We start from the raw sequence: 15,691 nt of genomic DNA on the forward strand, positions 1-15,691 counted from the left end.
CAACAGTAAGGAAGAAGACATGACTGTCATTACCGAAACAAAGCTCGAATTCTCCAAGCTGGGCTCCCGCATCGGCGCCGAGATCCGCGGCCTGGACCTCAGCGGCGACCTGCCGGCAGAGACCGTCGCACAGATCCGTGCGGCCCTCAACGAGCACAAGGCCCTCGTGTTCCGTGAAGCCAACATCCTTACCGACGAGGCGCAGGTGAAGTTCGCCAGCCGCTTCGGCCCGCTCACGAAGGCGCACCCCACCGTTGCGTCGGTTGAGGGTGTGGAGAACGTACTGCCGGTGGACAGCGAGAACGGTTCGGCCAACAACTGGCACACGGATGTCACGTTTGTGGTCAACCCGCCGCAGGCGTCCACGCTGCGCAGCATCGACCTGCCGGCTTTCGGCGGCGAGACGCTGATCGCCTCCTCCGCCGGCGCCTACGCCGATCTTCCGGACGAGCTGCGGAACTTTGCCGACACACTCTGGGCCATCCACACCAACGACTACGACTACTCGGTGCCCAAGAACCTGGAGCACGCCAACGCCGAGGACCGACGCAAGGAGTTCACGCGGCTCAAGTTCGAGACGGCCCACCCCGTGGTCCGCGTCCACCCGCTGACCGGCGAGCGCGGATTGTTCATAGGGGGCTTCGCGCAGCGCCTGCGGATCGTGGGTCTGTCCAACACCGAATCCAAGGACATCATCCGGCTGCTCCAGGCCTACGTGACCCGTCCGGAAAACGTGGTCCGCGTGAACTGGGAGCCGAACCAGCTGGTGCTCTTCGACAACCGGATCACGCAGCACTACGCCCCGGACAACTACGACGGCCAGCCGCGCAAGCTCAACCGCGTCACCATCGCCGGGGACATCCCGGTAGGCGTGGACGGCAAGCAGAGCCAGGCCCTGAAGGGTGATGCCTCCACATACTCGGAGATCGCCCCGCTCTAGGGTCGCTTCCCGCCGGGAGTACGCCGGCCCAACTAGCTCGCATTAGTTGTCGTTTTGAGCCCTCAAAACGACAACAACTGCGAGCTAGTTGGGTTTAGGGGATGTTGCTGCCCCGGGCCGTGACCCACAGCCGGTACCACTCGGCCCGGGTCATGGTCCCGGCCACGCGAGCGGCGCCGGCGCAGGCACGGATCCGGTCCGGGTTGGCGCTGCCGATGACCGGCGCGATCCCGGCCGGATGCTTCATCAGCCATCCCAGCAGCACAGCCTCCACCGTGGTGTCCTTCGCCCGGGCCATCTCCGCCAGCAGCGAGGCGGTGGCGCTCTCGGCCGGGGTGGGCCGTTCGGGCGGGTTGCCGGTGTAGTGGCCGCGGGCCAGTGCACCGTAGGCCTGCAGGGTGATCCCCTGCCGCGCGCAATACTCCAGCGTCCCGTGCGGAAAGCTGTAGCTGTGGGCATCCGGATGGTTCACCAGCACGGTGCTCTCCAGCCAGTCCCGCTTGAGCAGGCTGAGCTCCAGCTGGTTGGCCACCACCGGGGTTTCCAGGCTGTCCTGCAGGAACTCGATCTGCGCGGCGGACATGTTGGACACGCCCAGTGCCCGTACCTTCCCGTCGGCCATCAGTTTTCCGACGGCGGCCGCCACTTCCGCGGGGTCCATCAGGGGATCCGGGCGGTGCAGCAGGAGGATGTCCACGTAATCGGTACGCAGGCGCTCGAGGCTGCCGTTCACACGCTCGACGATGGCGTCGGCGCTCAGGTCGTAGTGGGTCTCCAGCCCCCGCTCGTTCAGCCGGATCCCGCACTTGGTCTGCAGCTGGATGCGCTCCCGCAGGCCGCTGGTCCCGGCCAGGACCTCGCCGAAGACGGCCTCGGCCTTTCCGTGCCGGTAGATGTCGGCGTGGTCGAACAGCGTGACGCCGATGTCCAGGGCCGCCTCGATGGCCTCAGCCGCGGCTTCGACGTCGGTGATTTCGTGGGGGTCAGTCGACCAGTCCCCGCCCAGGCCCATGCAGCCGTAAAGCAGCCGGCCGTTCGGGACTGCAGTCTGTTCAGTCATGGCATCACTCTTTCACTTGTTGCCGGCCCCGGCCAGAGCTGGCCTGCAGCGGGGTGTTAACGAACCGCTGGCGGCCCCAATGTGGGACCGCCAGCAGCGTGTCATTCAGTCACCGGCTGCCAGCGCAGCCAGTCAGGTTCAGCGCAGCCAGGCCGTGGTGTTGGCCGGCAGCTTGCCGCCTTCCAGCGGTGCGCTGCTCACCAGCACCGTGCCGGCGGGGAGGTCGACGGCGGTGGCCCCAAAGTTGGTGACCGCCTGCCAGCCGCCGGGGCGGCTGAAGTGCAGGACCTCCGGGTTGCCGGTTTCGAGCCATTCCAGCTCTTCGTCCGCCTGCAGCTCGCGGCGGAGCCTCAGTGCGGTCCGGTAGAGCTCGAGCGTGGAGCCCTGGGTGCCGTCCTGCGCCTCGACGGCGTAGCTGCTGAACCAGTCCGGCTGCGGCAGGTGCGCGCCGCCGTCGCCGAACCCGAAGGAGGTGCCCTCCACGGCCCACGGCAGGGGCACGCGGCAGCCGTCGCGGCCCACTTCCACTCCCCTGTTGCGGAAGAAGGACGGGTCCTGGCGTTCGGCCTCCGGAATGTCCGCCACCTCCTGCAGGCCCAGCTCCTCGCCCTGGTACAGGTAGGCGGAGCCGGGCAGCGCGAGCATGAGGAGCGTGGCGGCACGGGCGCGGCGCTGGCCGAGTTCGGCGTCGAGTTCCTCCTCCGGTCCGCCGGCCAGCAGCCAGGCCTTGCCGTCCTGGCCCTTGGCATGCTTGCCCTTGGAGCCCTTGGGCAGGCCGTAGCGGGTGGCGTGCCGGACGACGTCGTGGTTGGAGAACACCCAGGTGGAGGAGGCGCCGGTGGCGGCCGCCTCGGCCAGGTTGCGGGTGATGATCTCGTGGAACTCCTCGGCGTCGAAGTCCGCCTGCAGGAGGTCGAAGTTGAACGCCTGGCCGAGGCCCTCGGGGCTGGCATAGCGGGCGCGCCGGGTGGCGTGCACCCAGGCTTCGGCGACGGCGGTGCGCGGCGGGTTGTATTCGTTGAAGACCTCGCGCCATTCGGCGTAGACCTCGTGCACTTCGTCGCGGTCCCAGAACGGGTGGGACCCGTCGTCGAACCCGTCCGTGCCGGTGTTTGCGGCGCTCAGCTCCAGCTTGGAGAGCAGAGGCTCGGTGAGGTCCTTGGTGAGTGCGTGCGCCACGTCAACGCGGAAACCGTCCACGCCGCGGTCGGACCAGAAGCGCAGGGTCTTGAGGAAGTCGTCGCGGATTTCCCGGTTGGCCCAGTTCAGGTCCGGCTGCTCCTTGGCGAAGATGTGCATGTACCACTGGCCGGGGGTGCCATCCGGTTCGGTGATGCGCTCCCAGGCGGGGCCACCGAAGACGGAGTCCCAGTCGGACGGCGGGAACTCGCCGTTGGGGCCCTTGCCGTCCCGGAAGATGTAGCGGTCCCGCGCGGCGGAGCCCTTCGGGGAGGCCAGGGCTTCCCTGAACCATTCGTGCCGGTCGGAGGAGTGGTTCGGGACGATGTCCGCGATCAGTTTGATGCCGGCGGCGTGGAGCGCGTTGGCCATCTCGTCGAAGTCGTCCAGTGTGCCGAGCTTTGGGTCCACGTTGCGGTAGTCGTCCACGTCGTAGCCGCCATCGGCGAGCGCCGAGGGGTAGAACGGGCTGAGCCAGACGGCGTCGATCCCGAGGGACTTCAGGTAGGGGACCTTGGCCGTGATGCCCTTGATGTCGCCCAGGCCGTCGCCGTTCGAATCGGAAAAGCTGCGGGGGTAGATCTGGTAGACGGACGCCTGGCGCCACCAGTTCGGATCGGCCAGACGGTCGGAGTCGGACAGGGTTGCCAGCGTGGCGGTGGTGGACAAGGGATGATCCTTTTCTTGTGGTTGGGGTTGTTGCTGGACTGGATTATTGGGTTACTTGACGGCCCCGCGCATGACTCCGGACAGTACCCAACGCTGGGCCAGGATGTAAACCACCAAAGTGGGGGCCATGGCCATCAGGTAGGACGCGAATGCGAGGCTGTAGTTGGTGTTGAACTCTCCTTGGAAGAGCATCTGCACCACCGGAAGGGTCTGCAGGGCGGGATCGGCGATCATCATCTGCGGCAGCAGGAAGTCGTTCCAGGAGCCGAGGAAGGCGAAGATTCCCACGGTGGCGTTCATGGGGGCCAGCAACGGGAAGATGATCTTGCGGAACACCTGCCAGGTGGTGGCGCCGTCGAGCCGGGCTGATTCCTCCAGCTCCACCGGAATGGAGCGGACGAAGGCGATGTACAGCAGCGTATTGAACGAGATGCCGCCCAGCACGTGCAGGAACACCACGCCGCCCGGGTTGTCCAGGCCGAGGAGCGCTGTCTGCTTGATCAGGGGCAGGATGATCACCGGGAACGGGATGAACATGGCCGAGAGCAGGTAGACGAAGGAGCCCCGGAAGAACCTCCGGTTCCAGTTCCTGGCGATGGCGTAGGCCACCAGCGAGCTGCAGGCCAGCGAACCGAGGACGCTGAACACGGTGACGAACGCCGTCGACATGAAGGCAGCCGGGAAGTTGGTGGCCACGTACGCGGCGGCGAAGTTCTCCCAGTTCATCGGGTTCGGCCAGGCCAGGCCTGTGCCCGTTCCAATCTGGTCCGGGGACCTCAGAGCCATGGCCACGGTGAAGTACAGCGGCAGCAGGACGGTCAGGGACGCCACCAGCATCAGCGCGGTGAGCCACCAGTTGACCTTGTAGCCCTCCCGGCCGGACTTGCGGGTCCTGCCGGACCGGCCGTTCCGGCGGAGCGGGGCCATGCTGTTCACGGGCTTGGCAAATGTGGATGCGGTCATTAGAGAGAAACCCCCCGGCGCTGGATGAGGCGCAGCTGGATGACGGAGATGAGCAGGGTGATCAGGAAGTAGATGACCGCGTTCGCCATCTGATAGGAGTAGTCCCCTCCCGTGAAGCCGGAGAAGATCCGCATGGCCACGGACTGGGTAGCCATGCCGGGCCCTCCGCCGGTGAGGCCCACGATGATTTCGTAGGTCCCCAGGAAGCCCTTGAAGCCGAGGATCACGTTGATGACGAGGTATCCGAGGATCAGCGGCAGGGTCAGGCTCAGGAGCTGACGGAAGCTGCCGGCGCCGTCGAGGTCGGCGGCTTCATACACCTCGGCCGGGACGCTCTGCAGCCCGGCCAGGTAGATGATGGTGGCCCCGGGAGCCGCCTGCCAGACCGTGACCAGCACGATAGCCAGCCAGGCGAGGTTTTCGTTGGCCAGGATGCTCGTGGCCAGCGGCGTCACGCCGAAGCGCTCCGCCAGCACGGGCAGGGTGTTGGAGAACAGGTAGTTGAACACGAAGGACACCACCAGGGCCGAGAGCACCATGGGGATGAAGAACACGGTGCGGACGCCGGTGCGCCACTTGATTTTGGCGTTCAGGCCGAGGGCGATCGCGAGTGCCACGATGTTGACCACCACGGTGGTGGTCAGGGCGAAAACGAACGTGAAAATGTAGGACTGCAGGACGGCCGGGTCCCGGAAGATGTTGACGTAGTTGGACAGGCCGATGAACTTCCAGTCACCGTAGCCGGCATAGTTCGTCAGGCTGAAGAACACGCCCACGAGTGCCGGCAGGGTGATGAAGAAGGCGAACAGCGCCAGGACCGGCACCACCATCCAGTAGTAGGCGGGGTCGATCCTGTTCTTGGACCTGACAGCCCGGGACGTGGCTTTCGGGGGGACGGTCGAAGCGGCGGGCGGTGCTGCCTGCGCCGTCTCTGAGGTTGTAGTCATGGGGGCTCCTGGATTCGGGCGGGTCAGACCGCGGTGCGCTCGGCGACCCGGCGCCATTCGTCGTCGAGGGCGGAAAGGAACTGTTCGCCGTTCTTGCCGTACACAAAGGACTGGACGTAGTTGTACAGCGGGACCGACGGCGGGAAGTAGGTGGTGGCCCCCTGGTAGTACCGGCCCTCCCGCACAGAGGCGGCGAGGCCGGTGATCTGGGGATTCCCGACGGCGGGAGCTTCCCTGAGCGGTGAGAACGCCGCGTTCTTCTCGTTGTAGGCGTTCACCACCGAGGGGTCCAGCAGGTAGCTGACGAACCGCCGTGCCGCCGCCATGTTCGGGGTGTTGCGTGTGATGGACAGGGCCATGTCCACGTTCACCCGGACCTTGGTGTCCGCGGGGTTGTTGGTGACGGGCAGCGGGAAGCTGCCGAGCCTGACGTTCTTGTTGGCGGCCACAAGCTGGGAGAGCGCCCACGGGCCCTGCAGGTACATGGCCGTCTGGCCCTTGGCGAACGCGGCATTTCCGTCCGCGTAGTTCTTGCTGGCGGCGCCCTTCTGCGAGAACGAAGCCAGCTCGAGCATCTTGGGCAGCACCGGGCCGAAGTTGCTGGTGAACGACTCCGCGGCGTCCGCGCTGATGGCGGCGCCCTTGGCCGTGAGCCTGGCGAAGAAGTCCGCGATATCCAAGGCGCCGCCGGCCACGTAGTCGAACATGCCCTGCCCGAGGGTCCAGTTGTCCTTGAAGGTGCCGTAGATGGGGGTGATGCCGGCGGCCTTGAACTTCTCGCAGGCAGCGATGAACTCGTCCCACGCCGTGGGGACGGACACGCCCTGGGCCTCGAAAATGTCCCGGCGGTAGATAACCCCGGCAGCGGCCAGGGAGAACGGGAGGGCGCTGGTTTCATGCCCGTTGTACTGTCCCCATGAGCTGACCAGGTCCTGGATCTTGGGGTCGATCGTGGCCGCGGCCGGCAGGTCGGAGAGGTCCGCAAACACGCCCTTCCGGACGAAGTCGGCTGTGGCCTGGGCGAAGCCGCGGGTCACGACGTCGGGCGGGTCGTTGCGGACCAGGCCCGGAACGAAGTTGCCCTCGTTGAAGTCTTGGATGACGCGGATGTCCGGGTTGAGGGCCTCGAAGTCCTTGATGACCTGGTTGAAGTACGCCACCACCTCGGGCTTGTTCTGCATGAAGCGCAGCATGGTGACGCCGTTCTGGCTGCTGGGCCCAGAAGCGCTGGGCACGGAGCCACAGCCCGCCAGCGGAAGGACAGCTGCCGCGCCGGCGAGCCCGGCCGCCTTGAAGAGCGCGCGGCGGCTGAGGTGAGTGCCGCGGGTAAGAGAAGTTGCGTTCACAGTGCGAAGGCCGGGGCGGAGTGCTGGCAGGTAGCGCGCCGTTGCGGGTTGCGGAATGGGGAGTACTTCAAAGGGCTGATCACAGTTGCTCCTTTGCAAAAGGCGGAGGAAAAGCTGGAAGGAAATTCCGTGGCCGGTGGCCGTCCGGCCTACGTAGTCAATTTATATGGAATCTAAATTTAGTTCCTCAAGTATTATGTGTGGCAGAGCACAAGGAGGTCAACACCATGTCCGAAATGACGGCGGCCACGCCCCAGCTGCTGCGGCGCGTGAGCGCCGGGGCGGTCCTGGACTTCATGCGCGCCTCGGGTGCGGTGACGGTTACTGAGGTCATCCAGGCAACCGGACTCACCCGGGCCACCGCCATCGCCGTGTGCGAGGACCTCATGCAGCGCGGGTGGATCACCGAACTGGAGAACCAGCGCGCCTTCGGCGGCTACCAGAAGGGGCGGCCTGCCCGGCGGTTCGAACTCAACGAGCGGGCCGGGTACGTCCTCGGAATGGACGTGGGTTTCTCGAAGGCAACGGTGGTGGTATCCGATCTTCGCGGCAAGGCGCTGGGACGGGCCAGCCAGCCGTTTGACATTGAGGTCATTTCCGCCGAGGAACGGGTGGCGGTCATTGACCGGGCCGCCATGATGGCGCTGGACGGGGTGGGGGCCTCCCCCGACGCCGTGCTGGCCGTGAGCGCCGGCATCGCCGCCCCGGTGGACCGGAAAGGCAACGTCCTCGCGTCCCAGCACTTCTGGGGGCTGTTCGACGTCGGCCTTGGGTCCGCGCTGCACAAACTCCGGGGATGGACGGTACTGCTGGAGAACGACGCCAACCTGGCCGCCCTGGGCGACCGGTGGCGGGGTGCGGCGGCGGGTGTGGACGACGTCGTCGTAATCCTGGCGAGTGAGCGCTTCGGTTCCGGCGTCATCGAAGGCGGCCGCCTGCTCCACGGCAGCGGCGGCGGCGCGGGTGAACTCGCGTACCTGGACCTGCTGGAGGGTGTGGGCGACACGTTCGGCATCGCGACGCTGGCGCGGACCTGGGCCGCGGAGGCACTGAAGGGCACCGCAGAGACGTCCCTTCGCGACCATGCGGCCACGGGCGCGGAAGCGGAGCACGTCTTTGCCGCGGCGGCCGCCGGCGACTCGGAGGCCCTGAAAATCCTGGACCGGCTGGCCGACAGGATGGCCCGCGTCATTGGCTCGGTGGCCACCATGATCAACCCCGAACTCGTGGTGATCGGCGGGGCCGTGGCCAACTCTGCCGGGGTCCTGCTCCAGCCCATCGCCGCCCGGCTGCCGGAGTTCACCGCAACCCCGCCGCGGGTGGCGGTCTCGCCGCTGGGCGATTCAATCGTGACAGTGGGCGCGGTCCGGCGTGCCCTGGACTATGTGGAGACGAACACGCTGGACCTGGAGCTCAACCTCCCGGCGTGACCTGTGCCGCCCGGCCACCGTTCCAAGACGAGCGCGAACGAACACTTAAGCCCCGCATGCACCGGGGCTTAAGTGTTCGTTCGCGCTGTTCTACTCCGGCATGATCATGGTCCGCAGGTCGAGCTGGCGCAGCACCCTGTCCGCCACCTCGGGGTCCATGTCCGGTTCACTGCGGGCCGCGACGACTTCCTGCCGAGCAGCATCCAGCGCGATGGTCTGGACAGTGATGGCCAGCTCCCTGCCCCGCTCACGCTTCTCGGCCAGGCTCTCGTTGCGGAGGCTGCCGTCCAGCAGTTCGGCATGGAGCCGGGTCATCTTCTCCTTCACCAGCGCCACCTTCTCCGGCGGCAGCTCCTTCATGAGCTCGTTGTCCTTCAGCGCAGCGACGGCGGCTGCCTGCGCACGGCGGGCCAGGAGTCGGGCGGCGTCGCGCTCCTCGGTGCCGTCCTGGGACGCGTTCAGGACCTTCATCAGCCAGGGCAGGGTCAGCCCCGGCAGCACCAGGGTGGCCAGCAGCACAGCGCAGGCGATGACCAGCAGTTCATCCCGGGCCGGGAACGGCGTGCCGTCCGCGAGCGTCAGCGGCAGTGCCAGCGCAAGGGCCAGGGTGGCGAGGCCGCGCATGCCGCACCAGGTCAGGATCAGAACCTCCTTTGCGGAGGTCGGCTGCAGCAGGTTCTTCCGTTTGCGGGCGGAGACGGCCAGCAGTCCCAGCCAACCGAACCGTACAGCGAACACCAGGACACAGACCACGACGGCAGTTCCCACCATGCCGAAGATTGCCGCACCCTCCGTATGGACCACGTCCTGGATCTCGAGCCCGACGAGCCCGAAGGCAAGCCCCGTCACCAGGAGCTCCACCACGTCCCAGAAGGCCGTCCGGGTCACCCGCTCCGCGGCGTCCTGTGGGCGGGTGTGCCGCTGCATCTCAAGGGCGGTGACCACAACGGCGATGACGCCGGAGGCATGGAATTCCTCCGCCAGGATGTAGGCGGCAAAGGGCACCACCAGGGTCACGGCGCTTCGGGCCACCATGGAGGCCACGAGCCGGGTGATCAGCGCCGTCAGCCAGCCCATGGCGATGCCGACCACGACGGCAAGTGCAGCGCCCACGACGAACTTGAGGACGACGTCGGGCCCTATCCGTGTACCGCCGACGGCGGCGGCAACAGCTGCCTGGAAAATGACGATGGCGGCGGCGTCGTTGAAAAGCCCTTCGCTCTGCAGCACCGTGATCAGCCGCCGGGGCATGTGCACGCGGCCGGCAACGGACTCCACCGCGACCGGGTCAGGCGGGGCCACCATGGCTCCGAGCGCGATGGCGGCGGGGATCCCGATGCCCGGGATCATCAGCCAGGCGGCGCCGGCGACCACCGCGGTGGAGATAACCACCAGGGCCACGGCGAGCATGATGAGCGTGCGCCACCGGACCCGGAAGACGGCCCAGGAGCTCCGCTGCGCCGTGGCGAACAGCAGCGGCGGGAGGAAGATCGGCAGGATCAGCTCCGGCGGAATCTCGATGTCCGGGAATCCCGGGATGAAGGTCAGCGCCACGGCCAGCAGCAGCATCAGGACCGGATAAGGCAGCCGCAGCCGGTCCCCGAGGCCCACTGCCACGACGGTGGCGAGCAGGAGCCCGATGATGAGTGCCAGCTGGTCCATGTGCCCATTTTCCCCGGAGTGCGCCGCACCTCTGGACGGAGGGCGGCCGTGCCTTTCAACCCTACCGGGAACACTCGCTCGGCCTGCGTACGGGGCCCGCGTCAGCGTCGCTGCTTGCTGCCGGGCTACTCCTGGGCTACTGCAGGGCGTCCAGCGCGGCCGCGACCGGCTCGGTGCCGTCGCGGAATTCGATGGTCTTACCGGCGCTTCCGGGCCGGTCCAGCACCGCGGCGGCAACGATGGCCACGTTGGCGCGCGAGGTGTGCGTGCCAGCGCCGGCATCCTCGGGGTTCACATCGATCAGCCCGTTCCCCGGCCCCTCGGTCAGGGAACCCGGCCCCAGGATGGTCCATGCGAGGTTGGTGCCGCGGAGGTACTCGTCGGCGGCGGCCTTGGCCTCGGCGTACGCGTGGAAGCTGTGGCCCTCAGGAACCCCGTGGTCCGGGCCGGCGCCAAAGTAGGACACCATCACGTAGCGCCCGACGCCGGCCTCCGCGGCCGCGTCCATGGACCGGATGGCGGCGTCCCGGTCCACCGCGTACGTGCGGGCCGGGTTCCCTCCCCCGGCTCCGGCTGACCAGACCACGGCGTCGTGGTTCCGGAGCGCGGCGGCGATGTCCGCCGTCGTCGATTTTTCAACGTCAAGGACCGACGGCGATGCACCGGAGGCGGCGACGTCGGCCGCATGGTCCGGGTTGCGGATGAAGGACGTGACGCTGTGCCCCTGTTCCGTGAGGAGGGCGGACAGTTGGAGGGCCACCTTGCCGTGGCCGCCGATGATTGCGATACGGGTCATGTCCCCATTGTGTCCCAACCCTGCGTCCCAGGCCGTTTATCCGGTCCGGTTGGCGTAGCGGAGGAACACCGTGCCGTTGCCGAACCGCCGCTCCTCGAGCAGCTCAAGCCGGAGGCGGACGTCCTCCGGGAGGAAACGCTTGCCGCCGCCCACTGCCACGGGCGAGAGGCACATCTGGAACTCGTCCACCAGACCGGCGCGGATGGCCGCCGCGGCGAGCTCCGCGCCGCCCACCGCCAGGTCCCGGCTGGCGTCTGCCTTGAGCCGTCCGACGGCGTCGGCGCTGAACTCCCGCTCGATCCTGGTCCGTGCGGTGGTCACGTCCTGCAGGGTGCGGGAGAAGACCACCTTGTCCGCTGCCTTCCAGAGGTCGGCGAAGTCGCGGATGTGGGCAGGCAGGCCGGCAATCTCGCCGAAGTCCTCCGGATGCTCCCAGGCGGCCATCACCTCATACATCCGGCGGCCGAGCAGGTGGGTTCCCGCCGGCCGCATCAGGTCATTGACGAAGGAATGCACCTCAGCGTCCGGCTCAGCCCAGTCGAAGTTGCCGTCCCGGTCCGCAATGTACCCGTCGACGGATAGAAGTCCGGAGTAGATCAGTTTGGCCATGCCGGTTCCTGTCGTCCGCCTGCCTGTTTTGTGAGCCTCCTGCAGCAGTCCGACCTTAGGTTCATGCCGCCCGAAAGACAACGGTTGCGCTGATTTTGGCCGCAGCCGCAGCGTTCCCACAGGATTGCGTCAAGACCTGATCAAGGATCCGATTCTCCCGTGATCCAGCTGACATGCTGGTTGATGCGTCAAGCAATTTGTACAGTTCCAGGAATCATCATGGGGGAATCATGCCGCTAGGCACGTTCAATCACACTGTCCCGCCTAAACCCGCAAACCCGTTCAAACGGGCCCGACGCCGGGCGGTTGCCGTCACGGCGTCCATCACGTCCGCCCTTTGGGTCCGGTCGCTCTCCGCTACCGCCGTGGCCGCCGGCCTGCTGCTCACCGGACTGGCCGTCCCCGCCGAGGCTGCCACCTACTATTCCGCGCCGCTGCGCACCGCAGCCCGCGCCCTCGCGGTGGCCGCGGAGAACAACACAGGCTACGACCGGACCCGCTACTTCGGCACCTGGCTGGACACCAACCGCGACTGCCAGAACACCCGGGCGGAGGTCCTGCTGCAGGAGGCAAAAGTCGCCGCAACGTACACCACCACGCGCCGCTGCACGGTGCGCATGGCCCGCTGGGTCACCAGGTGGGACAACCGCACGCACACCCTGGCGTCGGCCGTAGAGATCGACCACGCCGTTCCCGTCCACGAGGCGTGGGGCTCAGGTGCCCGCTACTGGTCACAGGCGCGCCGGGTGGCGTTCTACAACGACCTCGGCGACGGACGGTCACTGAACGCCCAGACCGCGGCGTTGAACTCCTCGAAGCAGGCGAAGGGCCCTGAGGCCTGGATGCCGCCAGCCAACCGCTGCGAGTACGTCGGCAACTGGATCGCGGTGAAGATCCGCTGGGGCCTGCGGGTGGACAGCGCCGAGAAGGCAGCGCTGATCCGCTACGCCGACTCCTGCCCAAACATGCGCATCAGCGTCACCAAGGTTTAGCCCTGCGCGGAGCCCCGCAGCCGAATAGCCCCGCACCGCCGAACTGAGCAGTTCAGAACGGCGGTGCGGGGCTTTTTCGTGCTCTGGGCCTAGGGCCGGTTCAAGACCAGAACATGCCCAAAGACAAAAGCAGGCCAGGGGCTGAATGCCTCTGACCTGCAGTCTCTGTAGCGGTGGGGAGGCTCGATCTCCCGACCTCACGATTATGAGTCGTGCGCTCTAACCAACTGAGCTACACCGCCATGAATGAGAAAAACCTGTGCCAAGCCGGTCAAGACCGCCTTGACACAGGCCCTCATTCAGAGCCCCCCACCGGAATCGATCCGGTGACCTCGTTCTTACCAAGAACGCGCTCTACCACTGAGCTAGGGGGGCAACGAGTAAATACTCTACCGGAAGATTTCGCACTCAACAAATCGGCGGCTGAATGGGGTCCGTAGGGCCGAAAAAGCCCGGAAATACGGGCTCGGAGCTGGCTGCAGGGCACCTCCGGATGCTTCTTCAGGACCTTTTCGGACGTGGATGTGACCAAGGAAACACGCCGCCAGGCAGAACAGCCTTAAATAAAAACAGGCCGGCTGATCAGCCGGCCTGTTTCTATTCGGATGCGGAATTCACCGCAGCGTCATCATCGCGGAAATTATCGCGATGAGGTGACTACCACTTGCCCTTGCGGTTGAAGTCGCGGTGGCCGCCCTCGTTGCCGTGGCGCGGCTTGCGCGAGCCGTCGCCGTGGCCGCCGAAGCGGGAGTCGCTCGACTGCCCGCGCTCACCGAAGGAACGTTCGGAACGCTCGCTGTACGAACGGCCGCCGCGGTCCGCGGAGGAACGCTCGCCGTCGTTCTTGCGGAACTCCTTCTTGAAGCCCCCGCCGCCCTTGAAGTTGCCGCCGCGGCCGCCGCCCTGGTAGCCGCCGCGGTCACCGCGGTCGCCCCGGTCGCCGGAGGGCTTCCGGCCGGAGTCCAGCTCGAGGTGGATCAGCTCGCCGCCGATCCGCGTGCGGGACAGGGCCTTCAGCTGATCGGGGCTCAGGTCGGCCGGGAGCTCCACGAGGGAGTGGTCCGAGCGGATGTCGATGCCGCCGATCTGCGACGAGGAGATGCCGCCTTCGTTGGCGATGGCGCCCACGATGGAACCCGGCATGACGCGCTGGCGGCGTCCGACGGCGATCCGGTAGGTGGCATTGCCCTCAGTGAGCGCACGGGTCGGGCCGCGCGAGCCGAAACCGTCCTTGGACCGTTCGCGCTTCTGGTACTCCGGAGCAGCAGGCAGTTCCTTGACCAGCAGCGGCTGGCCGCCTTGGGCCATCACGGCCAGTGCCGCAGCGATTTCTGCTGCCGGCACGTTGTGCTCTTCTTCGTAGGATGCGATGAGGTCACGGAATGCCGCCACGTCTTCGGACTCGAGCGTCTCGGTGATGCGCTCGGCGAACTTGCCCAGACGCAGGGTGTTGACGGTCTCAGCGGTGGGCAGGTGCATCTGCTCCACCGGCTGGCGCGTGGCCTTCTCAATGGAACGCAGCAGGTACTTCTCGCGCGGAGTCATGAACAGGATTGCGTCGCCGGAGCGGCCGGCGCGGCCGGTCCGGCCGATGCGGTGTACATAGGACTCGGTGTCGTGCGGGATGTCGTAGTTGACCACGTGGCTGATGCGCTCGACGTCCAGGCCGCGGGCGGCGACGTCGGTGGCAACCAGGATGTCGATGCGGCCTTCCTTGAGCGCGTCAACGGTGCGTTCGCGCTGCTGCTGTGGGATGTCGCCGTTGATGGCGGCAGCCTGGAAGCCGCGGGCGCGCAGCTTGTCGGCGAGGTCCTCGGTGGCCATCTTGGTGCGGACGAACGCGATGACGCCGTCGAACTCTTCGACCTCGAGGATACGGGTCATGGCGTCGAGCTTGTGCGGGCCCATGACCTGCAGGTAGCGCTGGCGGGTGTTGGCGCCGGTGGTGGTCTTGGACTTCACCGAGATCTCGGCCGGGTTGTTCAGGTACTGCTTGGACATCCGGCGGATCTGGCTCGGCATGGTGGCGGAGAACAGTGCCACCTGGCGGTCCGACGGGGTCTGCTGGAAGATCTGCTCGACGTCTTCGGCGAAGCCCATGCGGAGCATTTCGTCGGCCTCGTCCAGAACCAGGTACTGGAGCTCGGACAGGTCCAGGGAGCCCTTGGCAATGTGGTCGATCACTCGGCCGGGAGTACCGACGACAACCTGTGCACCGCGGCGCAGGCCGGCGAGCTGGGGGCCGTAGGCGGAGCCGCCGTAGACGGGGAGGACAGTGAAGTCATCGATGTGCTTGGCGTACGAAGTGAAGGCCTCGGCAACCTGAAGCGCGAGTTCGCGGGTCGGGGCGAGAACCAGGGCCTGCGTCTTGCGGGACGGGCCGTTGAGGTCGTGGAGCTCGGCCAGGCGGGACAGAGCCGGTACTGCGAATGCTGCAGTCTTACCGGTGCCGGTCTGGGCGAGGCCCACGACGTCGCGGCCTTCGAGCAGCAGCGGAATGGTTGCTGCCTGGATCGGGGAAGGCTTTTCGTAGCCGACGTCCTGCAGGGCGGCCAGCACGCGGCCGTCGATGCCGAGATCGGCGAACTTCACGCCTTCTTCATCGTTTTCATCGGCCTTGGCAGCAGGGGCCTCAGCGGGAGGGGCGGCGGCTTCGGCGGGCTCGGCTGCGGGGACAGCAGCCTCGGTGAATTCGACGTTTGCGGTTTCGGCGGTTGCCGTCTCGGTGGCGTCGGTGTTCTGGGCGTCGTCGTGATTTTCGGGCATAGGGAAATGTTCCTCATCCATAGGGGGCCAGGCGGCACAACCCGAGGTGAGCGGAGCCGCAGTACATGTGCCGTGGGCGCCGGGCATACATTGACCGGCCGGTCACGTAGAAGTCCGGCGCTTTCGCAATCCCGTGGCAGGACTTCACACTGCATCTCTTGGCTGCTATCCCAGCAGTCTGTACAGCGTTTTCTTCAGCCGGCTCTCCCTATGAAACTGCCCGCATCACATTTGCGGGCCCCAACACTTGCCAGTCCTGCCTCAAAAATTGGGCAGGAATAAGGGATTTCCGGAGTGGGGGATGTTTCAAGTGTAGGGCATGACCCCGCATG

The 15,691-nt window shown here is 66.7% G+C and carries 12 protein-coding genes and 2 tRNA genes; 3 read left to right on the forward strand and 11 right to left on the reverse strand.

The window, feature by feature from the left end; all coding sequences use genetic code 11:
* The first annotated feature begins 19 nt into the window (after positions 1-19).
* Complete coding sequence (locus ACTHQX_RS07440; protein WP_440156522.1) at positions 20-940, forward strand: TauD/TfdA dioxygenase family protein; 921 nt, start codon at positions 20-22, stop codon at positions 938-940.
* 94 nt (positions 941-1,034) lie between these two features.
* Here the strand turns inward: ACTHQX_RS07440 and ACTHQX_RS07445 are convergent, their stop codons facing one another.
* The 5 genes from ACTHQX_RS07445 to ACTHQX_RS07465 form a co-directional block, all read right to left on the reverse strand.
* A complete protein-coding gene (locus ACTHQX_RS07445) occupies positions 1,035-2,000 on the reverse strand; it encodes an aldo/keto reductase (RefSeq protein WP_440156520.1) in 966 nt (321 codons plus the stop codon).
* 138 nt (positions 2,001-2,138) lie between these two features.
* Positions 2,139-3,848 (reverse strand): glycoside hydrolase family 13 protein, encoded by a 1,710-nt coding sequence (locus ACTHQX_RS07450; RefSeq protein ID WP_440156519.1) that lies wholly within the window; start codon positions 3,846-3,848, stop codon positions 2,139-2,141.
* Between the two features lie 51 nt (positions 3,849-3,899).
* Positions 3,900-4,811: a carbohydrate ABC transporter permease gene (locus ACTHQX_RS07455; RefSeq protein WP_440156518.1), complete on the reverse strand. Its 912-nt coding sequence runs from the start codon at positions 4,809-4,811 to the stop codon at positions 3,900-3,902.
* Positions 4,811-5,758 carry a carbohydrate ABC transporter permease gene (locus ACTHQX_RS07460; protein WP_440156517.1) on the reverse strand — a complete coding sequence of 316 codons (948 nt, stop codon included), beginning with the start codon at positions 5,756-5,758 and terminating at the stop codon, positions 4,811-4,813. The genes ACTHQX_RS07455 and ACTHQX_RS07460 overlap by 1 nt, the downstream gene beginning before the upstream one ends.
* A gap of 23 nt (positions 5,759-5,781) precedes the next feature.
* Positions 5,782-7,104 carry an ABC transporter substrate-binding protein gene (locus ACTHQX_RS07465; RefSeq protein ID WP_440156516.1) on the reverse strand — a complete coding sequence of 441 codons (1,323 nt, stop codon included), beginning with the start codon at positions 7,102-7,104 and terminating at the stop codon, positions 5,782-5,784.
* A 227-nt stretch (positions 7,105-7,331) separates the two neighbouring features.
* Between ACTHQX_RS07465 and ACTHQX_RS07470 the strand changes: the two genes are divergently transcribed.
* Positions 7,332-8,534: an ROK family protein gene (locus ACTHQX_RS07470; RefSeq protein ID WP_440174562.1), complete on the forward strand. Its 1,203-nt coding sequence runs from the start codon at positions 7,332-7,334 to the stop codon at positions 8,532-8,534.
* A gap of 90 nt (positions 8,535-8,624) precedes the next feature.
* Here ACTHQX_RS07470 and ACTHQX_RS07475 read toward each other — a convergent pair whose 3' ends face one another.
* The 3 genes from ACTHQX_RS07475 to ACTHQX_RS07485 all read right to left on the reverse strand — a co-directional run bounded on the left by ACTHQX_RS07475 (position 8,625) and on the right by ACTHQX_RS07485 (position 11,601).
* Positions 8,625-10,196, reverse strand: coding sequence for a Na+/H+ antiporter (locus ACTHQX_RS07475; RefSeq protein ID WP_440156515.1), 1,572 nt, complete (start codon positions 10,194-10,196; stop codon positions 8,625-8,627).
* Between the two features lie 136 nt (positions 10,197-10,332).
* Entirely contained in the window at positions 10,333-10,992 is a 660-nt protein-coding gene (locus ACTHQX_RS07480) for an NAD(P)H-binding protein (protein WP_440156514.1), read from the reverse strand.
* A gap of 36 nt (positions 10,993-11,028) precedes the next feature.
* Positions 11,029-11,601: a dihydrofolate reductase family protein gene (locus ACTHQX_RS07485; protein ID WP_440156513.1), complete on the reverse strand. Its 573-nt coding sequence runs from the start codon at positions 11,599-11,601 to the stop codon at positions 11,029-11,031.
* A 230-nt stretch (positions 11,602-11,831) separates the two neighbouring features.
* Between ACTHQX_RS07485 and ACTHQX_RS07490 the strand changes: the two genes are divergently transcribed.
* Positions 11,832-12,593: an HNH endonuclease family protein gene (locus ACTHQX_RS07490; protein WP_440156511.1), complete on the forward strand. Its 762-nt coding sequence runs from the start codon at positions 11,832-11,834 to the stop codon at positions 12,591-12,593.
* 168 nt (positions 12,594-12,761) lie between these two features.
* Here ACTHQX_RS07490 and ACTHQX_RS07495 read toward each other — a convergent pair.
* The 3 genes from ACTHQX_RS07495 to ACTHQX_RS07505 all read right to left on the reverse strand — a co-directional run bounded on the left by ACTHQX_RS07495 (position 12,762) and on the right by ACTHQX_RS07505 (position 15,359).
* Positions 12,762-12,835: transfer RNA gene (locus ACTHQX_RS07495), tRNA-Met, on the reverse strand.
* Positions 12,836-12,896: 61 nt separating this feature from the next.
* Positions 12,897-12,968: transfer RNA gene (locus ACTHQX_RS07500), tRNA-Thr, on the reverse strand.
* Positions 12,969-13,250: 282 nt separating this feature from the next.
* Entirely contained in the window at positions 13,251-15,359 is a 2,109-nt protein-coding gene (locus ACTHQX_RS07505) for a DEAD/DEAH box helicase (protein WP_236804611.1), read from the reverse strand.
* Between the last annotated feature and the right edge of the window lie 332 nt (positions 15,360-15,691).

This window comes from Arthrobacter sp. SAFR-023 (assembly GCF_051965295.1).
In the GTDB taxonomy this organism is placed as follows: Bacteria; Actinomycetota; Actinomycetes; order Actinomycetales; family Micrococcaceae; genus Arthrobacter.

Bases quoted from the DNA above. Each gene is read 5' to 3' on its own strand.
- ACTHQX_RS07505 (WP_236804611.1), bottom strand. From the start codon at position 15,359: ATGCCCGAAAATCACGACGACGCCCAGAACACCGACGCCACCGAGACG.
- ACTHQX_RS07480 (WP_440156514.1), bottom strand. From the start codon at position 10,992: ATGACCCGTATCGCAATCATCGGCGGCCACGGCAAGGTGGCCCTCCAA.
- ACTHQX_RS07485 (WP_440156513.1), bottom strand. From the start codon at position 11,601: ATGGCCAAACTGATCTACTCCGGACTTCTATCCGTCGACGGGTACATT.
- ACTHQX_RS07440 (WP_440156522.1), top strand. From the start codon at position 20: ATGACTGTCATTACCGAAACAAAGCTCGAATTCTCCAAGCTGGGCTCC.
- ACTHQX_RS07490 (WP_440156511.1), top strand. From the start codon at position 11,832: ATGCCGCTAGGCACGTTCAATCACACTGTCCCGCCTAAACCCGCAAAC.
- ACTHQX_RS07445 (WP_440156520.1), bottom strand. From the start codon at position 2,000: ATGACTGAACAGACTGCAGTCCCGAACGGCCGGCTGCTTTACGGCTGC.
- ACTHQX_RS07470 (WP_440174562.1), top strand. From the start codon at position 7,332: ATGTCCGAAATGACGGCGGCCACGCCCCAGCTGCTGCGGCGCGTGAGC.
- ACTHQX_RS07475 (WP_440156515.1), bottom strand. From the start codon at position 10,196: ATGGACCAGCTGGCACTCATCATCGGGCTCCTGCTCGCCACCGTCGTG.
- ACTHQX_RS07455 (WP_440156518.1), bottom strand. From the start codon at position 4,811: ATGACCGCATCCACATTTGCCAAGCCCGTGAACAGCATGGCCCCGCTC.
- ACTHQX_RS07460 (WP_440156517.1), bottom strand. From the start codon at position 5,758: ATGACTACAACCTCAGAGACGGCGCAGGCAGCACCGCCCGCCGCTTCG.